We start from the raw sequence: 18,689 nt of genomic DNA on the forward strand, positions 1-18,689 counted from the left end.
CCCGCCGGTCCGACGGGCACCCGGGCGAACTCCGGCAGCGGGTCGGTGACCGCCTCGCGCCAGCGTTCGCGGTGGCCGTCGGCGCGCAGCCGGAAGCGCACGGTCTCGCGCCGCTCGTCGGCGGCGGTGCGCAGGTGGGTTCCGGGCCGGACCCGGAGGTTGCCGCGGTCGTGCTGCCGCTGTTCGGTGAGCAGCAGGCCGGCCAGGACGGTGAAGGCGCCCGGGCAGCCGTCGTCCTCGGTGGGGGTGAGGCCGTCGACGTGCGGGGCGCCGGGACGGTGCGGCCGGGCGCCGGAGGGGCGAGCGCGATGCGCCGGGCGAGCAGGGAGCGCCGTCGGCTCACCTGCCCGCCCGTGAGCACGCCGGGCAGTACGAAGTATCCGTCGCGGCGAAAAGCGGTGACAGCAGCGGGAGTTGGTGCCTCCGTCGCACCACGGAAGCGGGCCGGTCCGGGGCGCGCAACGCCATTCCCCGAACGAGAGGGCCTAAGGGACGACCGTCGTCGGGCGGGAGTCGGTTTCGGTGCGCGGCGCGGACGGGGCGGGGGGCAGGGCGTCGAGGGTGCGGACGCGGGGGATGGGGGAGGGGAGCAGCCACAGGGCGGCGAGGGTGCCGCCGGCTGCGGCGGTGAGCAGGGCGGGGCGCAGGCCCAGGGCGGTGCCGAGCAGGCCGCCGAGCAGGGCGCCGAGCGGGCGGACGCCGTAGTTGACGGTGGCGAAGGCGCCGGAGACCCGGCTGCGCAGGTGGTCGGGGACGACCGCGGTCTGCAGGGCGTTCAGCGGGACGTCGAGCAGCATCACGCCCAGGCCGGAGAGGAACTCCGCGCCCGCCAGCACGCCGGTCCGGGCCCAGGACGGGCCGTCCGCGAGGACCAGCAGGGCGATCGGGGCCGGGAACAGCACCGCGCCCAGCACGATCGTCCGGCCGACGCCGATCCGCCGCGACAGCGCCGGGGCGGTCACCGCGCCCAGCAGGCTCCCGGTCGCGCCGACGGCGAGGGCCAGGCCGATCCGGCCCGCGGACAGGCCCAGTTCGCGGCTCGCGAAGAGCACGGTCAGGCTGTGGCCGACGAAGGTGAAGAAGTTGACGGTGGTGCAGCAGCCCAGGCTCGCCCGCAGGTACGGGTGCCGCAGCACGAACGCCAGCCCCTGCCGGGCCCGGGCCCGCACCGCTGCGCCCGATCCCGCCGGGCGGGGCGGCGGATCGGTCCGGACGCCGCCGACCAGCAGGGCCGAGGCCAGGAAGGACAGCGCGTCGGCGAGCACCGCGACGGGTGCGGTCAGCACCTGCACCAGCACTCCGCCGAGTGCCGGACCGGCCAGTTGCGAGGCCGAACGGGTGCTGCTGAGGTGGCTGTTGGCCGCGAGGTAGGCCGAGCGCGGCACCAGGTGCGCGAAGAACGGCGCGTACGCGGTGCCGAACAGCACGCCCGCGGTGCCCGTCACCACCGCGACGGCGTACAGCTGGCCCAGCGTCACCGCGCCGAACAGCGCGGCCGCCGGGAGGGTGGCGAGGGCCGCGGCCCGGACCAGGTCGGCCAGCACCAGCAGCCGCCGCTGGTCGGTGCGGCCGTCCACCCAGGCGCCGAGCAGCACCGCGAGCAGGTTCGGCGCCCAGAGCGCCGCGGTCAGCCCGGCGACCTGCGCGGTGCTCGCCCCCAGCGGGCCGACCGCGATCAGCGGCAGCGCCAACTCGGAGACCCGGTCGCCGAACTGGGAGACCGCCTGCCCGGCCCAGAACCGCCGGAACCGCCCGTTCCCGCGCAGCGGCGAGCTCACGCCGGGCCGCCCGTCGACGCCGGGCCGTCGGACGGCTCCGGGCCGCCCGTCGCGGCCTCGTCCGTCCCGGTCCCGTCCGCCGCGGTCCCGTCCGCCGCGGCCCCGTCCGTCTCGGTGCCCTCCGGCAGGACGTAGCGCATCAGGCGCACCACGCGCGCGTCCACCGGCCGGCCGGCGGCGTCGCGGTGGACGTACGGGGCGAGCAACTGCTCGATGGCGTCCGAGAGTTCGGCGAGTTCGGCGGGGGAGAGGGCGACCCGGGTGTCGGCCAGGCCGGACAGCCGCAGCCACTGCGGCGGCAGCGTCGGGCCGACCTCGGCCATCCAGCGGGCCGGGGCGTCGGCGGAGCGCCGGAACATCAGCTGGGCGAGCGCCCCGGCGGCCTCCCGGCTCTCCCCGTCCGCCCCCGGCGCGAACCGGAACCCGCGCCCGACCGCCTCCCAGCGCCGCTTGCGCCGGTCGGGTCCGGGCTCGGCGTCCCGCACCAGCCCGAACTCGGCCAGGTGTCGCAGGTGCCAGCTGGCGACCGTCGGGGTGGCACCCACGTGCGGCGCCAACTCCGTTGCGGTGGAAGGTCCGTGGCGTCGCAGTCGATCCAGGATCGCCAGTCGCACGGGGTGGGCCAGGGCGCGCATCGCCCTGGGATCGGTGACCTCGACGTCACCGAGCGGGTTGCCGGAGCTCATGCCTGAGAGTGTGCTCTCACAATATCTGAGAGTCAACTCTCACGTCCTGGCCGAGGGGGCCCGCGGGTGGTGTGCGAAACATTGCAACGGGCCCGTGAACAGCGTGCGTTGTCTGCCCGCGGGCGATTGCGGGGGCCTCCGGCGCGCCCGTAGGTTCACCGTCAGCGCGCCGCGCACGATCCGTCCGGACGGGGACGCCCGCCGACTCGCACCGCCTGCCGCCACTCCTCCTGCGAAAGGGTATGCACGCCATGAGTCGGAACCCCGAACCTCCGTACGAAGAAGCGAAGTTGGGCCGCCGCGGTTTTCTCGCGGGCGCCGCCTCGGTGGCCGCCGCGACCGCGCTGCCGCTGGGCCTCGGCGCCGGGAGCGCCGCCGCCGCGGGCGCCGGCCGGCCGAACGTGCTGGTGATCCTCACCGACGACCAGCCCAAGCAGACCGAGTGGGCCACCCCGAAGACGGTGGACTGGCTGGTCGGCCACGGCGTGCGGTTCACCGCCGGGCACGTCACCACGCCGCTGTGCGCGCCGTCCCGCTCCTCGATCTTCAGCGGGCAGTACGCGCACCACCACGGCGTCCGCGACAACGGCCACCCGTACAACCTCGACCAGCACGACACCGTCCAGCGGGCGCTGCACCGGGCCGGGTACCGCACCGGGCTGTTCGGCAAGTACCTGAACGCCTGGCAGCCGGCCGACAACCCGCCGCACTTCGACGAGTGGCTGCTGGCCGCGCCGGTGGTCTACGACGACGGCCAGTACAACGACAACGGCACCGTGCGCACCATCCCCGGCTACTCGACCTCGGTGATCCGCGACCGCGCGCTGGCCTTCCTCGACAAGGCCGCCACCGACCCGCGCCCCTGGTTCGCGTTCGTCGCCCCGAAGGCCTCGCACGAGCCCAACACGCCCGAGCCCAAGTACGCCGACACCGCCGTCCCCGGCTGGAACGGCCGCCCGTCCGTCGACGAGGCCGACCGCAGCGACAAGCCCCAGTGGATCCAGGACGCCACCGCGACCCTCGACACCGCCCGGCAGCTGCGGGCCCGCCAACTGCGCACCCTGCTCTCGGTGGACGACGCCGTGCAGGCCCTGCACGACAGGCTCGCCGCGCTCGGGCAGCTCGACAACACCCTGGTGATCTACCTCGGCGACAACGGCTACACCTGGGCCGACCACGGCTGGTCGAAGAAGTCGGTGCCCTACCTGCCCTCCGTCGAGGTGCCGTTCTACCTCTCCTGGCCGGCCGGCGGCCTCGGCGCGGGCAGTCCCGCCGACCACCGGATCGTCGCCAACATCGACCTCGCCCCGACCATCCTGGAGGCGGCCGGGATCACCCCCGACTGGGCGCTCGACGGGCACTCGCTGCTCGGCTCGTACAGCCGCGACCACCTGCTGGTCGAGTACTGGGAGCAGGGCGTCCACCAGGCCGGGCGGCCGCACACCTGGTCCTCGTACCTGTCGAGGACCGAGCAGTACACCGAGTACTACAAGCTGCACACCGATGCGAACGGCCTGCCCGTCGGCACCGGCGAGGTCGCCTTCCGCGAGTACTACGACCTGGACGCCGATCCGTACCAGCTGGTCAACCGGCTGTACCGGGCCACCCCGGCCCAGGAGCAGGCGCTCGGGATCCCGGCCCTCGCCGCGACCCTCGCCGCCGAGCGCAGCGCCTGACACCACCCTCCCCGAGTACCCCGGCCGGTCGTCTCCCCGGCGACCGGCCGGACCCGCACCCCCGCGAAGAAGAGGCCGCCATGCTCTCCTGCTGCACCCCCGGGCACGAGCCCGCCGACCTCGGCCTGCCCGTGCTGCCCGCCCTGCCGGTCCTGACCCCGGAAGCCGCGCCCGCCGCCCCCGCGCCCCGCTCGCCCGCCGCGGTGCGGGCCGCCCGCGGGCTGCTGGAGCTGCCGGGCGGGGTGTTCCGGATGGGCGGGCAGGACCCGGACGGCATCCCCGGGGACGGCGAGGGGCCGGTCCGCGAGGTGCGGCTCGCGCCGTTCGCCATCGCCGCGACCACCGTCACCAACGCCGAGTTCGCGTCCTTCGTCCGGGAGACCGGGTACGTCACCGACGCCGAGCGCTTCGGCTCCAGCTTCGTCTTCGAGGGCTTCCTCACCGACCGGCTGCGCGCCGCCTCCCCGCGGGTCGCCGCCACCCCGTGGTGGCGGGCCGTCGCGGGCGCCACCTGGCGCGCCCCCGAGGGCCCCGGCAGCGACCACGCCGCCCGCCAGCAGCACCCGGTGGTGCACGTCTCCTGGAACGACGCCCGGGCGTACTGCGACTGGTCCGGCACCCGGCTGCCCACCGAGGCCCAGTGGGAGTACGCGGCCCGCGGCGGCCGGGAGGGCACCCGCTACCCGTGGGGCGACGAACTCGCGCCCGGCGGACGGGAGATGCTCAACATCTGGCAGGGCGACTTCCCGGTCCGCAGCACCGGCCGGCACCGCTCCACCGCCCCCGTCCGCTCGTACCGCCCCAACGGCCACGGCCTCTACAACGTGCTCGGCAACGTCTGGGAGTGGTGCGCCGACCGCTTCAGCCCCGACCACCACCGCGCCGACACCCCCGCCACCCGGCACGACCCGCTCGGCCCGCCCACCGGCACCTCCCGAGTCATGCGCGGCGGCTCCCACATGTGCCACGCCTCCTACTGCAACCGCTACCGCCTGGCCGCCCGCTCCGCCAACACCCCGGACAGCTCCAGCGGCAACATCGGCTTCCGCGTGGCCCGTTGAGGCCGCCGGGCCTCCCCCCGCCACCCGGACCCGCACACCCTTGACCGGCCCTTGCCGGGGCGGTGAGGGCGTGTCGCGGGGGCGCCCCGCGGCCCTAGCGTCCTGCCGCCGAGCTGAAACCGGTCGCGGCGCCACACCCCATCGGTGTCGTCGACCGTCCCCCATCGACCCCGGCTCGGCGGGAGGAAACCCGATGAACCGCAAGACCGCTCTGGCGGCAGCTGTTGCGGCCGCCCTCACCATGGGCACCGTGATGGTGGCGAGTTCCCAGTCCCCCGCACTGGCCAGCGGCACCACCGCGAACGGTGCCGGATTCCAGGCGATGACCTCGGTGGGCCGCACCGCGCTCCTGGAGCAGGCGGAGAAGGACGCCAAGGGGCTGGCCAAGAGCCTGGGCCTGGGCCCGGACGAGCGCCTGCTGCCCAAGGACGTGCTGGTCGACAACGACGGTGCCCGGCACGTGCGCTACGACCGCACCTACCGCGGCCTGCCGGTGGTCGGCGGCGACCTGGTCGTCCACTACGGCCGGAACGGCAAGGTCAGCTCGACCACCTGGGCCCACGAGGGCGCGATCAAGGTGGCGGGCGTGACGCCCAAGCTGTCCGGCCAGGACGCCTCGGCGGCCGCCGTGCGCAGCGCCAAGCACGTCAAGGAGGCCCGCACCACCAACCTGGACACCAGCCAACTGGTGGTCTGGGCGGTCGGCAAGGTCCCGGTGCTGGCCTACCGCAACACCGTGACCGGCGCGGGCGAGGCGGGCGCGAACTCCCGCGAGGCGGTCCTGCTGGACGCCGCCAGCGGGGCGGTGCTGGACCAGTACGAGGTCAACCAGACCGTCTCCGGCACCGGCAACGGCGTCAACGTCGGCCAGGTCACCATCGAGACCAGCCAGGGCGGCAGCGGCTACACGCTGACCGACGCGCTGCACGGCTCCACGATCGTCTACGACTCGTACAACAGCCCGCAGTCCAACCCCGCGCAGAACGCCCGGACCTTCTCCAAGTCGACCAACTCCTGGGGCAACGGCTCCACCTCGAGCCGGGAGAGCGCCGCCGTGGACGCCTCCTACGGCCTGGCGAAGACCTGGGACTTCTACAAGAACACCTTCAACCGCTCCGGCATCCGCAACGACGGCCGCGGCGCCCCCGCCTACGTCCACGTGGACAACCAGCTGCTGAACGCGTTCTACGACGACTCCTGCTTCTGCATGTCCTTCGGCGACGGCTCCTCGCAGAACGGCAACACCCCGCTCACCGCCCTGGACGTCTCCGGCCACGAGATGAGCCACGGCGTCACCGCCGCCACCGCCAACCTCAACTACTCCGGCGAGAGCGGCGGCCTCAACGAGGCGACGTCGGACATCTTCGGCACCATGGTCGAGTTCTACGCCAACAACAGCACCGACCCCGGCGACTACTACATCGGCGAGAAGCTCCGGATGGGCAACGGCTACCTGCGCCGGATGGACAACCCGGCCGCGGACGGCTCCTCGCTGTCCTGCTACAGCAGCCGGGCCGGACAGGTCGACGTGCACTACTCCTCCGGCATCGCCAACCACTTCTTCTACCTGACTGCCGAGGGCACCGGCGCCAAGACCATCGGCGGCCTGCCGCACAACGGCACCCCGTGCAACGGCGACACCTTCAACGGCATCGGCAAGGACAAGGCCGCGGCGGTCTGGTACCGCGCCCTGTCCACCTACATGACCTCCACCACCAACTACTCGGCGGCGCGCACCGCCACCCTGCAGGCCGCCGCCGACCTGTACGGCACCAACTCCCAGGAGCGGTACATCGTCTCCAAGGCGTGGGCGGCCGTCTCGATCGGCACCGCGCTGCCCGACCCGGGCGGCAACCCGTCCCCGTCGCCGAGCACCTCGCCGACCTCCTCGCCCACCGGCAACCCCAACCCGGGCAACGCGCTGACCAACGGCGACTTCGAGCAGGGCGCCACCGGCTGGACGCAGAGCGCCAACGACATCACCAACTCCACCCAGCAGCAGGCCCACGGCGGCACCTGGTACGCCTGGATGATGGGCTACGGCTCCGCGGCCACCGAGACGCTCGCGCAGAACAACGTCGCCGTCCCGGCGAGCGGCACCCCGAAGCTCACCTTCTGGCTCAAGGTCACCACCCAGGAGTCCGGCTCCACCGCGTACGACACCCTCAAGGTCAACGTCAACGGCCAGACCCTGGCGACGTACTCCAACGCCAACGCCTCGGCCGGGTACGTGCAGAGGACCGTCGACCTGAGCGCCTTCCGCGGGCAGAGCGTCAGCCTGCAGTTCGCCGGGCAGGAGGACGCCTACCTGTCGACCACCTTCCTGGTCGACGACGTCAGCGTCGGCTGACCGGCGGGTTCCGCGACGTCCCCGACAGCAGGGCCTTAAAGGGGACTTAACAGCGGGTCGCGAGGGTGTCGTGTTCATGCGACACCCTCGCGCAGCCGGTTGCGAGGCGGCACACTGACCGCCATGACCGGCATCCTCCCCGGCCCGGCCGCAGCCGCCACCACCCCGGCGGGAGCGATCGAGCCCCCACTCGTCGACCGCGCCCACCTGCTCGCCGAGATCCGCGCCGCACTCACCGCCACCGGCGGCGTGCTGCTGCACGGCCCGGCCGGCATCGGCAAGACCGCGCTGCTCGACGCACTCGCCCAGGACGCCGGACCGGCAGGCTGGACCGTCCTGCGCAGCAGTCCCACCGCAGCCGAGGCGGACCTGCCGCACCTCGCCCTGATCGACCTCCTCGGCGAGACCCTCCCCGGCCTCGCCGAGGACCTGCCCGACCACCTGCGCCAGGCCCTGGAGTGCGCCCTGCTCCACCGCGCACCCCAACCCGGCGCCCCCACCGACCCGTTGGCCGTCCGGGTCGCCGTCCTCGAAGCGCTGCGCCGACTCGCCCAGCGCGGCCCGGTGCTCGTCCTGCTCGACGACACCCAGTGGCTCGACGAGGCCAGCCGCCAGGTCATCGCCTTCGCCGCCCGCCGCCTGACCGACCGCCACGTCCGCTTCGCCGTCACCGAACGCACCGAACACGCCGACGCCGCACCCGAGATGGGCGCCCTCTGCCCGCCCGCCGCCCGCGAGATCGCCGTCGGACCGCTCAGCGAACGCGGCACCGGCGCCCTGCTGCGCGAACGCCTCGACCTGCGCCTGAGCGGACTCACCCTCACCCGCGTGCACACCGTCAGCGGCGGAAACCCGTACTACGTCCTGGAGTTGGGGCGCTCACTGGCGGCCGGGGGCAGCGAGAGCGCGCTCGCCGCCGACCCCGACCGCCCGCTCGACGTCCCGCACCGGCTGCGCGCCCTGGTCTCCGCCCGGCTCGGCGAACTCCCGGACGCCGCACGGCAGTCGCTCACCGTCCTGGCCGCCGCCCGGCCCGGAACCGCGCTGCCCGCCACCGTCACCGAACCGCTCGCCGCCGCCCGTCGCCACGGCATCGTCCAGCAGACCCCCACCGGGGCACCGCAGTTCAGCCACCCCCTGGTCGCCGAAGTCGTCCTCGCCGACGCCACCCCCGCCGCCCTGCGCGCCGCCCACCGGCTGCTCGCCGAACTCGCCGCCGACCCCGTCGAACAGGTCCGCCACCAGGCCCTCGCCGCCGACGCCCCCGACCCCCACCTCGCCTCCCGGCTCGGCCGCGCCGCCGACACCGCACTCACCCGCGGCGCCCCCGGCACCGCCGCCGAGCTGCTCCGCCTCGCCGCCGACCACACCCCCGACCCCGACGCCGCCGGACGCCGCCTGCTCGCCGCCGCCCGCAACGCCGCCGCCGCGGGCCTGCCCGACCTCGCCCGCGCCTGCGGCGAACGCCTCGCCGACGCCCCCGCCGCCGACGTCCGGGTCCACGCCCGGCTGCTGCTCGCCCGCCTGCTCGGCCCCGACCACCCCGGCGCCGAACCCCTGCTCACCGCCGCCGCCGAGGACACCGGCGGCCACCCCGGCCTCACCGCCGCCGTCCACCAGGAACGCGCCGTCCGCGCCCTGCACCGCGGCGACCGGGCCGAAGGGCTCGCCGAACTCGCCCTCGCCGAGAAGCACGCCGACCAGGCCGACGACCCCGACCTGCTCGTCGAACTCCTCGCCCAGCGCGCCCCGTTGACCCTGCTCACCGATCCCGCCCGCGGCCTCGCCCAACTCGAACGCGGCTGCCGCCTCGCCGCCGGACGGCCCCCCACCGCCGCCGCCGTGTTCTGCCGCGAAGGACTCGCCGTCGCCGCCCTGCGCAGCGGCGACCTGCCCCGCGCCATCGCCGAGGTCGAGACCCTGCGCGCCGAGGTCGAAGCCTCCGGCCGCACCGAGGACCTCGCCAACGTCCTCTACATCTCCGCCTCCGTCTACGAACGCGCCGGCCGCTGCACCGAGGCGTACGCCGCCGGACGCGCCGCCCACGACCTGCGCGAACGCATCGAACCCAGCCCCGGCCCGGCCCGCGTCCTGGGCGGCGCCGCCGAACTCAACGGCGGCACCGCCGAGCGCGCCGCCCAGCTCCTCGACTCCGCGATCCGCGCCGCCGAGGACGACCACGACCGCGAATGGCTCGCCTACGCCCACGGCCTGCGCGGCCGCGCCGAACTCCTGCGCGGCAACCACCCGGCCGCCGCCGAACACCTGGGCCAGTGCCAACTCCTGCTGCGCCGAATGGAGTTCACCGACCCCGCGTTCTTCCTGGTGGACGCCGACCTGGCCGAGGCGCTCGTCCTCTCCGGCCGCCCCGACGAAGCCGCCGCCACCCTCGCCGACGCCCGCGAGCGCGCCATCCGCCTCGGCCGCGACGTCCTCACCCTGGGCCTGCACCGCGCCGAGGCCCACCTCATCGCCACCACCGACCCCCGCCGCGCCGCCGACACCCTGCGCGCCCTCCTCCCCGACACCCACCCCTACCCCCTGGAACTGGCCCGCGCCCACCTCGCCCTCGGCACCCTCGAACGCCGCGCCCGCCGCCGGGCCGCCGCCCGCACCGCCCTCCAGGAGGCCCACGCCCGCTACGCCGCCGCGGGCTGCCTGCCCTGGCAGCAGCACGCCGCCGCCGCCCTCGCGGCCCTCGACGCCCTCGAGGCCGACCCCACCCCCATGCAGCAGCAGATCCTCGCCCTGATCCGCTCCGGCGCCACCAACCGCGAGATCGCCGCCCGCCTCCACCTCTCGGTCAAGGCCGTCGAGGCCAACCTCACCCGCCTCTACCGTCAGTACGGCGTCCGCGGCCGGGCCGAACTGGCCCGGCACCGGGACTGACGACGGTGCGTGCGCGCCCTCCTCGCCGGTCGGGCCCGTTCGAGCGGTCGGGCCTGTTCGAGCGGTCGGCCTCGTTCGAGCGGTCAGACCCGTTCGAGCGGCTGGTGCGGTTCGGGCGGCAGCGTGACGGTGATGCCGTCCCCGGGGCGGACCACGCCGCCGGAGCGGACCACGCCCATGATCCCGGCCTTGCGGACCACCGCCCCGCTGTCGTCCCGCCCCACCACCTGCTTGAGCAGCCCGGGACGGAAGCCGTCGATCTGCGCGCACGGGTTGCGCAGCCCGGTCACCTCGACCACCGCCCCGTCCCCGAGGTGCAGCAGCGCGCCGACCGGCAGCCCGAGCAGGTCCACGCCGCGGGTGGTGACGTTCTCGCCCAACTGGCCGGGCCCGACGGTGAACCCGGCCTCCGCCAGCTCCTCGAACAGCTCGGCGTGCATCAGGTGCACCTGCCGCAGGTTCGGCTGCGAGGGGTCCTGCCGCACGCGGGAGCGGTGCTTCACCGTCACCCCGGCGTGCACGTCCCCCTCGACCCCGAGGCCCTCCAGCAGCCGGATCCCCTCCCGGTTCGGCTTCGTGAAGGAGTACTCCCCGTTGCTGCTGACCGCCACCACGCTCCCGGTCACCCGGACCACCTCTCGTCGCACCGATGTTCCGTGCACCCACCCTACGCGGGGCCCGTTCCGCCCCGCGGGGCGGGGAGCAGCCTGGTGCCCGGGGGCAGCGAGTCGGTGCGCTCGGCCTCGCGCAGGTAGGCGAGCAGCGCGCCGCGGAAGGCGTCCGCGGCGCGGGTGAGCGGCAGGTCGCGGCCGTGGGCGAGGGCGATGGTGCGGCCGAGGCCGGGCGGGGCGAAGGGGGTGCTGGGCAGGGCGGCGCTGGCGGCCACCATGCCGGGGACGACCGCGGGGCCCAGCCCGGCCCGGACGGCGGCCAGCACGGCGTCCATCTCACCGCCCTCGACGGCGTACGAGGGCTCGAACCCGGCCGCCCGGCAGGCCGCCAGGGTGGTCTCGCGGACGTCGTAGCCCTCGCGGAACATCACCAGGTCGCGGCCGCGCAGGTCGGTGATCCGGGCCCGGCGGCGGGGGAGCGGCGCGGCGGAGACCAGCACCAGGTCCTCGTGCAGCAGCGGGGTGACGGCCAGCGGGGCGGGCGCGGCCGAGCCGGGGGTGATCACCAGGGCGAGGTCCAGCTGCCCGGCCTCCAGGTCGCGGACCAGGTCGCGCGAGCCGCCCTCGGTCAGCTGCAGGTCGACGCCGGGGTGCCGGGCCCGGTACGCGCGCAGCACCTGCGGGACCAGGCTGGCGCACAGCGAGGGCGGCGCGCCGAAGCGGACCCGGCCGCGGCGCAGCTGCACCGTCTCGGCGACGGCCCGCCGGGCGCTGTCCGCGTCGGCCAGGATCCGCCGGGCCAGCGGCAGCAGGGCCTCCCCGGCGTCGGTCAGGGTCGTCCCGGAGCGCGAGCGGTGGAACAGCTCGGCGCCCAACTCCCGTTCCAGGGAGCGGATCTGCTGGGAGAGCGAGGGCTGCGAGACGTGGCTGAGCTCGGCGGCCCGGGTGAAGTGCCGGGCGTCGGCGACCGCGACGAAGTAGGCGAGCTGCTGCAACTGCACACCAGCCATCATAGGCAGGGCCTATCGTGACCGGCGCTTCCATGTCTTGGACACCCCCGACTCGCCCGGCCTACGGTCATGGTCATGGCTTCTGCTACCCGGACGAACCGGGCGACCCGGACCCCTGCCCCCGGCCGGCACCCGTCCTCCCCGGCGTCGCTGTGGCACAGCTCCGTCGGCAAGAAGGCGGTGATGGCGGTCAGCGGCCTGGTGATGCTGGCCTACCTGGTCGCCCACATGCTGGGCAACCTCAAGGTGTTCTTCGGCCCGGACGACATCAACGGCTACGCGCACTGGCTGCGCACCATCGGCGAGCCCTTCCTGCAGCACGGCTGGTTCCTCTGGCTGGCCCGGCTGGTCCTGCTCGCGGCCGTGCTCGCCCACGGCACCGCCGCCTACCAGCTCTCCCGCCGCGACCTGCGGGCCCGCCCGGTGAAGTACGTGCACCGGCGGCCGCGGGCGACGTACGCCACCCGGACGATGCGCTGGGGCGGGGTGATCCTCGGCCTGTTCGTGGTGTGGCACGTCCTCGACCTGACCACCCTCACGGTGAACCCGGCCGCCGAGGAGGGCCACCCGTACCAGAACATCGTGGCCTCCTTCTCGACCTGGTACTCGGGCGCGGTCTACTGCCTGGCGATGCTGGCGCTCGGCCTGCACGTGCGGCACGGCTTCTGGAGCGCCGCGCAGACCCTGGGCGTCAACAACCCGCGCCGCGACCGGGCGTTGAAGCTCGGTGCGAACGCGCTGGCGCTGCTGCTGACCGCCGGGTTCCTGTCGGTGCCGGTCGCCGTGATGACCGGCCTGGTCCGATGAACCCCCAACACCCCACCGGGAGCACGGCAATGAGCTACCTCGACTACACCCTCGGCGAGCCGGTCGTCGACACCGCCGCCCCGGCCGGGCCGATCGAACAGCGGTGGGAGCGGCGGCGGTTCGAGGCCAAGCTGGTCAACCCGGCCAACCGCCGCAAGCACACCGTGATCGTGGTCGGCACCGGTCTGGCGGGCGGCGCGGCGGGCGCGACGCTGGCCGAACAGGGCTACCGCGTCGTCCAGTTCTGCTTCCAGGACTCCCCGCGGCGGGCCCACTCGATCGCCGCGCAGGGCGGCATCAACGCCGCCAAGAACTACCGCAACGACGGCGACTCGGTGCGCCGGCTGTTCTACGACACCGTCAAGGGCGGCGACTTCCGGGCCCGCGAGTCCAACGTGCACCGCCTGGCCGAGGTCTCGGTGGAGATCATCGACCAGTGCGTGGCCCAGGGCGTCCCGTTCGCCCGCGAGTACGGCGGCCTGCTCGACACCCGCTCCTTCGGCGGCGTCCAGGTCTCCCGCACCTTCTACGCCCGCGGCCAGACCGGCCAGCAGCTGCTGCTCGGCGCCTACCAGGCGCTGTCGCGGCAGATCGCCGCCGGGAACGTCGAGATGCACCCGCGCACCGAGATGCTCGACCTGCTGGTCGTCGACGGCCGGGCCCGCGGCATCGTCGCCCGCGACCTGGTCACCGGCGAGATCCGCTCCTACACCGCGGACGCCGTGGTGCTGGCCACCGGCGGCTACGGCAACGTCTTCTACCTCTCCACCAACGCCAAGAACTCCAACGCCACCGCGGTCTGGCGGGCCCACCGGCGCGGCGCCCTGTTCGCCAACCCGTGCTTCACCCAGATCCACCCGACCTGCATCCCGCGCTCCGGCGACCACCAGTCCAAGCTGACCCTGATGAGCGAGTCGCTGCGCAACGACGGCCGGATCTGGGTGCCGAAGGCGAAGGGCGACACCCGCCCGCCCGCGCAGATCCCCGAGGACGAGCGCGACTACTACCTGGAGCGGATCTACCCGGCGTTCGGCAACCTGGTGCCCCGGGACATCGCCTCCCGGGCCGCCAAGGTGGTCTGCGACGAGGGCCGCGGCGTCGGCCCCGGCGGTCAGGGCGTCTACCTGGACTTCGCCGACGCGATCGCCCGGCTCGGCCGGGACGCCGTCGAGGCCAAGTACGGCAACCTGTTCGAGATGTACCAGCGGATCACCGCCGAGGACCCGTACACCGTCCCGATGCGGATCTACCCGGCGATCCACTACACGATGGGCGGCCTGTGGGTCGACTACGACCTGCAGACCACGATCCCCGGCCTGTTCGCGATCGGCGAGGCCAACTTCTCCGACCACGGCGCCAACCGGCTCGGCGCCAGCGCCCTGATGCAGGGCCTCGCCGACGGCTACTTCGTGCTGCCGCCCACCCTCAACGACTACCTGGGCCGCACCAAGCTGGACGCCGTCCCCGCCGACCACCCCGAACTCGCCGCCGTGGAGGCCGAGTCCGCCGACCGGCTGAACCTGATCCTGGCCGTCGACGGCGACCGCACCCCCGACTCCTTCCACCGCGAACTCGGCGAACTCCTGTGGGAGGAGTGCGGAATGGCCCGCGACGAGGCCGGACTGCGCCGCGCGCTGGCCCGCATCCCGCAGATCCGGGAGGAGTTCTGGCGCCGGATCAAGGTGCCCGGCACCGGCGAGGAGCTCAACCAGGCGCTGGAGAAAGCCAACCGGCTCGTCGACTACTTCGAACTCGCCGAACTCATGTGCCTGGACGCCCTGCACCGCGCCGAGTCCTGCGGCGGCCACTTCCGCACCGAGTCCGCCACCCCCGACGGCGAAGCCGCCCGCCGCGACGAGGAGTTCGGCTACGCCGCCGCCTGGGAGTTCACCGGCACCGGCACCGCACCCGTCCTGCACAAGGAACAGCTCGTCTTCGAGCACGTCCACCCCACCCAGCGGAGCTACGCGTGAACCTCACCCTGCGCATCTGGCGCCAGCAAGGCCCGGACACCCCGGGCGAGATGACCGAGTACCGGGTCTCCGGGATCAGCGAGGACATGTCCTTCCTGGAGATGCTCGACACCCTCAACGAGGAGCTGATCCTGCGCGGCGAGCGCCCGGTCGCCTTCGACCACGACTGCCGCGAGGGCATCTGCGGCGCCTGCGGCATGGTCATCAACGGCCAGGCCCACGGCCCCGAGCGCACCACCACCTGCCAGCTGCACATGCGGCACTTCCGCGACGGCGACACCATCGACGTCGAACCCTGGCGGGCCGGCGCCTTCCCGGTCGTCCGCGACCTGGTGGTGGACCGCTCCGCCCTCGACCGGATCATCGGCTCCGGCGGCTACGTCACCGCCCCCACCGGCTCCGCCCCCGAGGCGCACGCCACCCCCGTCCCCAAGGAGGCCGCCGACCTCGCCTTCGAGCACGCCGAGTGCATCGGCTGCGGGGCCTGCGTCGCCGCCTGCCCCAACGGCTCCGCGATGCTCTTCACCGCCGCCAAGGTCGTCCACCTCAACGTCCTCCCGCAGGGCGCCCCCGAACGCGCCTCCCGGGTGCGGAACATGGTGGGGACCATGGACGAGGAGGGCTTCGGCGGCTGCACCAACACCGGCGAGTGCGCCACCGCCTGTCCCAAGGGCATCCCGCTCAGCGGCATCGCCCGCCTCAACCGCGAGTTCCTGCGCAGCTGACCGGCCCCCCGGCCCGCCCGCCGGGTGCCGCCCGTCAGACGTCCCGCGGGGCGGCCAGCGGCAGCGGGCCGGGGCCCTTCACGATCCGGATGGTCGGCGCGGTCTCCAGGTGCTGCACCCCGGGCAGCGCCGCCACCCGGGTGGTCAGGTAGGTGTACAGCTCCCGGACGGTGCGGGTGATCACCACCGCGTGCAGGTTGCTCGGGCCGGTCGTCGCGCAGGCGTACGCCACCTCCGGGTGCTCGGCCAGCGCCGCACCCGCGGCGGCGAGTTCGGAGGGGACCACGTTCAGCCACAGCCAGGTGTGGGTGCGCAGGCCGAAGACCCGCCAGTCCACGTCCAGGTCGAAGTACAGGACCCCCGAGGTCGTCAGCTCCTCCAGGCGGCGGCGCACCGTGCTCTCCGACTTCCCGCAGGCGGAGGCCAGTTCGGCCAACGGGGCCCGCCCGTCCACCGCCAGCACCGCCAGCAGCCGACGGTCCGCCGCGTCCAACTCCGTTGCCCCGGGGCAGGGTCCGGCGACCTGCGGACCGCCCGCGGTGAGCGCCGCGACCTGCTCGCCGGTCAGTGCACCGGACTTCACCGCCAGGCTCTGCGCCCCGCCGAAGAAGGTGTGCAGCACACAGTGCGCCGTCATCCCCAGCACGCTCGGGGTGCGCGGCAGGTGCTGGAGCAGCAGCGAGTGGTCCGAACGGTCCGGCGGGGTGCGGGTCGAGCAGGCGATCTCGGTGCCGCCCGAGTTCAGCGACACCCACACGGTGTCCTCCCGCCGGGCCAGCGCCGCCGCCACCGCCCCCGCCGCGTCCGGGGAACAGCGCACCCGCAACTGCCAGCGCACCTCGCCCAGCCGCTCCGGGTCCGACAGCCCCAGCACCCGGATCGACCCCGCCCCGCGCAGCCGCCCGTACCGGCGCGCCACCGTCTGGTCGGACACCCCCAGCACCGCCGCCAGGCGGCTGAACGCGGCCCGCGGCGCCAACTGCAACGCGTGCACCAACTGCCGGTCGACGGCATCGTACGTGTCGGATCCCACCACTTCACCCTAAACCGTGTCGACAACCGCCGCGAAAGGCGCACCGGCTAGGGGAAAGCTGCGGCACCGGGCGACAGTACCGAGGAGAACGAAGCACCCCGCCCCGGAAGGACTCCCCGCCCGTGCGCAAGTGGACACCCCTGACGGCGATCTGCGTCGGCGCGTTCATGCTGCTGGTCGACGCCAGCATCGTGAACACCGCGCTGCCCGAGATGTCGGAGGACCTGCACTCCACCTTCACCGCCCTGCAGTGGGTGGTCGACGTCTACGCCCTCACCCTCGCCGCCCTGCTGATGGCCTTCGGCTCGCTCGGCGACCGGCTCGGCCACCGCCGCCTCTACCTGGCCGGCCTCGCCGTCTTCGGCCTCGCCTCGCTCGCCTGCGCCCTCGCCCCCGACGCGGGCACCCTGATCGCCGCCCGCGCCGCCCAGGGCACCGGCGGCGCCGCGATGATGACCTCCACCACCGCCCTGCTCAACGCCACCTACCAGGGCCGCGACCGGGGCACCGCGTTCGGCGTCTGGGGCGCCGTCAACGGCGCCGCGGCCGCCGCCGGACCGGTACTCGGCGGCCTGCTCACCCAGCAGCTCGGCTGGCGCTCGATCTTCCTGGTCAACCTGCCGATCGCCGCCCTGGCCGGCTGGCTCACCCTCCGCCGCCTCGCCGCCGACCCGGCCCGCCCCGCCCGCCCCGCCGGACGCTTCGACCTGCCCGGCGCCACCGCGTTCACCCTGTTCGCCGCCGCCCTCACCTACGGCCTGATCGAGAGCGGCGGACGCGGCTGGAGCGACCCCCTGGTGCTCACCGCCCTCGCCGGGGCCGCCCTCGCCCTCGCCGCCTTCACCACCGTCGAACTCCGCACCGACCACCCCCTGCTGGACCTGCGCCTGCTGCGCAACCCGACCTTCACCGGCCTCGCCGCCGCCGGACTGCTGCTCACCGCCGCCGCCTTCGCCCAGCTCACCTACACCGGCCTGTGGCTCCAACAGGTCCTCCACCTCGGCCCGTTGAACGCCGGACTCGCCGTCTGCCCGCTCGCCGCCGCCGCGTTCGTCACCGCCCCCGCCGGCACCCGCCTGCTGCGCGGAGCACCCGCACGGCTGCCCATCGCCCTCGGCCTGGCCCTGATCGGCGGCGGCACCCTGCTGCTCACCCTGGTCTCGCCCGGCTCCGGTTGGGCGTCCCTGCTGCCCGGCCTGCTGGTCGTCGGCACCGGCGTCGGGCTGGCCACCCCGCAGATGATGTCCGCCGCCCTCGCCACCGTCCCGCGCGAACGGGCCGGCACGGCCTCCGGCGCGTTCAACACCGCCCGCCAGCTCGGCTACGCCCTGGGCATCGCCGTCCTCGGCACCGTCTTCCAGCACGGCCTGCGCGGCCGCGGCCCCGCCGACCCGCGCCACGCCTACGCCACCGCCCTCGACCAGGTCTACCTCACCGCCGGTGCCGCCGGGTTGCTGGCCGCCGCCCTGATCGCCCTGCTGGTCCGCTCCCCGGCCACCCCGGCCACCCCGGCCACCCCGGCACCCACCGTGCCGGCCCCCGTCGAGGAACGCTCCCCGCAGCCGTCCTGACCCGTCCACAGCCGTCCTGACCCGCCCGGGCGCGGTCCGGCGCCCGGGCGGGCCGCCCCGTCAGCGGACGTCGTGACCCGGGTGCTCCAGGTCGTACGCCGCCCGGGCCTCGGCGATGGCCCCGCGGTGCGCGAGCGACCAGTCGGCCAGCGCCTTCACCAGGTGGGTCAGTCCGGCCCCCGTGTCGGTCAACCGGTAGTCGACCCGGGCCGGAACGGTCGGGTACACGGTGCGCCGCACCAGGCCGTCGCGTTCGAGCCGGCGGACGGTCAGCGTCAGCATCCGCTGCGAGATCCCCTCGACGGCGCGCTGCAGCTCGCGGAACCGGCGCGGCCCGCCCGCGAGCTCGACGACCACCAGCACCGACCACTTGTCGCCGATCCGGTCCAGCACGTCCCGGATGCCGCAGTCGGGGTGGTCGTGGCGCCCGCAGGGGTCGAGCTCCGCGGGGGTGGTTACCGCCGTGTGCGTGGGTGACACCGAACTGCCTCCTTGTGACGGGTGGTCGGGCGATCCAGG

The 18,689-nt window shown here is 74.6% G+C and carries 14 protein-coding genes; 8 read left to right on the plus strand and 6 right to left on the minus strand.

What is annotated here, in order from left to right; all coding sequences use genetic code 11:
* Nucleotides 1-485 precede the first annotated feature (485 nt).
* Both QSK52_RS10240 and QSK52_RS10245 read right to left on the minus strand, forming a co-directional pair.
* Nucleotides 486-1,778, minus strand: coding sequence for an MFS transporter (locus tag QSK52_RS10240; protein ID WP_285735632.1), 1,293 nt, complete (start codon nt 1,776-1,778; stop codon nt 486-488).
* Nucleotides 1,775-2,464, minus strand: coding sequence for an ArsR/SmtB family transcription factor (locus QSK52_RS10245; protein WP_285735633.1), 690 nt, complete (start codon nt 2,462-2,464; stop codon nt 1,775-1,777). Before QSK52_RS10245 ends, QSK52_RS10240 begins: the two co-directional genes overlap by 4 nt.
* A gap of 251 nt (nt 2,465-2,715) precedes the next feature.
* Here QSK52_RS10245 and QSK52_RS10250 point away from each other — a divergent pair, with 251 nt between their 5' ends.
* The 4 genes from QSK52_RS10250 to QSK52_RS10265 all read left to right on the plus strand — a co-directional run bounded on the left by QSK52_RS10250 (nt 2,716) and on the right by QSK52_RS10265 (nt 10,440).
* Nucleotides 2,716-4,140: a sulfatase family protein gene (locus QSK52_RS10250; RefSeq protein WP_285735634.1), complete on the plus strand. Its 1,425-nt coding sequence runs from the start codon at nt 2,716-2,718 to the stop codon at nt 4,138-4,140.
* Between the two features lie 80 nt (nt 4,141-4,220).
* The gene (locus QSK52_RS10255; protein ID WP_285735635.1) at nt 4,221-5,201 is read left to right on the plus strand and encodes a formylglycine-generating enzyme family protein; all 981 of its coding nucleotides are present in this window, start codon (nt 4,221-4,223) and stop codon (nt 5,199-5,201) included.
* Nucleotides 5,202-5,394: 193 nt separating this feature from the next.
* Entirely contained in the window at nt 5,395-7,551 is a 2,157-nt protein-coding gene (locus QSK52_RS10260; RefSeq protein WP_285735636.1) for a M4 family metallopeptidase, read from the plus strand.
* Between the two features lie 123 nt (nt 7,552-7,674).
* Complete coding sequence (locus QSK52_RS10265) at nt 7,675-10,440, plus strand: ATP-binding protein (protein ID WP_285735637.1); 2,766 nt, start codon at nt 7,675-7,677, stop codon at nt 10,438-10,440.
* A gap of 83 nt (nt 10,441-10,523) precedes the next feature.
* Here the strand turns inward: QSK52_RS10265 and QSK52_RS10270 are convergent, their stop codons facing one another.
* Nucleotides 10,524-11,054, minus strand: a complete 531-nt coding sequence (locus QSK52_RS10270; RefSeq protein WP_285735747.1) for an MOSC domain-containing protein — start codon at nt 11,052-11,054, stop codon at nt 10,524-10,526.
* Nucleotides 11,055-11,107: 53 nt separating this feature from the next.
* Nucleotides 11,108-12,052, minus strand: coding sequence for a LysR family transcriptional regulator (locus QSK52_RS10275; RefSeq protein ID WP_285735638.1), 945 nt, complete (start codon nt 12,050-12,052; stop codon nt 11,108-11,110).
* Between the two features lie 84 nt (nt 12,053-12,136).
* On the opposite strand from QSK52_RS10275, the gene QSK52_RS10280 reads away from it, so the two are divergent.
* From QSK52_RS10280 to QSK52_RS10290, 3 genes are read left to right on the plus strand one after another with little or no spacing between them, the layout of a single operon-like run.
* Nucleotides 12,137-12,868, plus strand: coding sequence for a succinate dehydrogenase cytochrome b subunit (locus QSK52_RS10280; RefSeq protein ID WP_285735639.1), 732 nt, complete (start codon nt 12,137-12,139; stop codon nt 12,866-12,868).
* A 29-nt stretch (nt 12,869-12,897) separates the two neighbouring features.
* Nucleotides 12,898-14,841 carry a fumarate reductase/succinate dehydrogenase flavoprotein subunit gene (locus QSK52_RS10285; RefSeq protein WP_285735640.1) on the plus strand — a complete coding sequence of 648 codons (1,944 nt, stop codon included), beginning with the start codon at nt 12,898-12,900 and terminating at the stop codon, nt 14,839-14,841.
* Nucleotides 14,838-15,566: a succinate dehydrogenase/fumarate reductase iron-sulfur subunit gene (locus tag QSK52_RS10290; RefSeq protein ID WP_285735641.1), complete on the plus strand. Its 729-nt coding sequence runs from the start codon at nt 14,838-14,840 to the stop codon at nt 15,564-15,566. The genes QSK52_RS10285 and QSK52_RS10290 overlap by 4 nt, the downstream gene beginning before the upstream one ends.
* A gap of 34 nt (nt 15,567-15,600) precedes the next feature.
* Here the strand turns inward: QSK52_RS10290 and QSK52_RS10295 are convergent, their stop codons facing one another.
* Nucleotides 15,601-16,599 carry an Lrp/AsnC family transcriptional regulator gene (locus tag QSK52_RS10295; protein ID WP_285735642.1) on the minus strand — a complete coding sequence of 333 codons (999 nt, stop codon included), beginning with the start codon at nt 16,597-16,599 and terminating at the stop codon, nt 15,601-15,603.
* Between the two features lie 122 nt (nt 16,600-16,721).
* On the opposite strand from QSK52_RS10295, the gene QSK52_RS10300 reads away from it, so the two are divergent.
* A complete protein-coding gene (locus tag QSK52_RS10300; RefSeq protein WP_285735643.1) occupies nt 16,722-18,170 on the plus strand; it encodes an MFS transporter in 1,449 nt (482 codons plus the stop codon).
* Nucleotides 18,171-18,230: 60 nt separating this feature from the next.
* Here QSK52_RS10300 and QSK52_RS10305 read toward each other — a convergent pair whose 3' ends face one another.
* The gene (locus tag QSK52_RS10305) at nt 18,231-18,650 is read right to left on the minus strand and encodes a winged helix-turn-helix transcriptional regulator (protein WP_285735644.1); all 420 of its coding nucleotides are present in this window, start codon (nt 18,648-18,650) and stop codon (nt 18,231-18,233) included.
* Nucleotides 18,651-18,689 lie beyond the last annotated feature (39 nt).

The organism is Kitasatospora phosalacinea (genome assembly GCF_030268885.1).
GTDB lineage: Bacteria > Actinomycetota > Actinomycetes > Streptomycetales > Streptomycetaceae > Kitasatospora > Kitasatospora phosalacinea_C.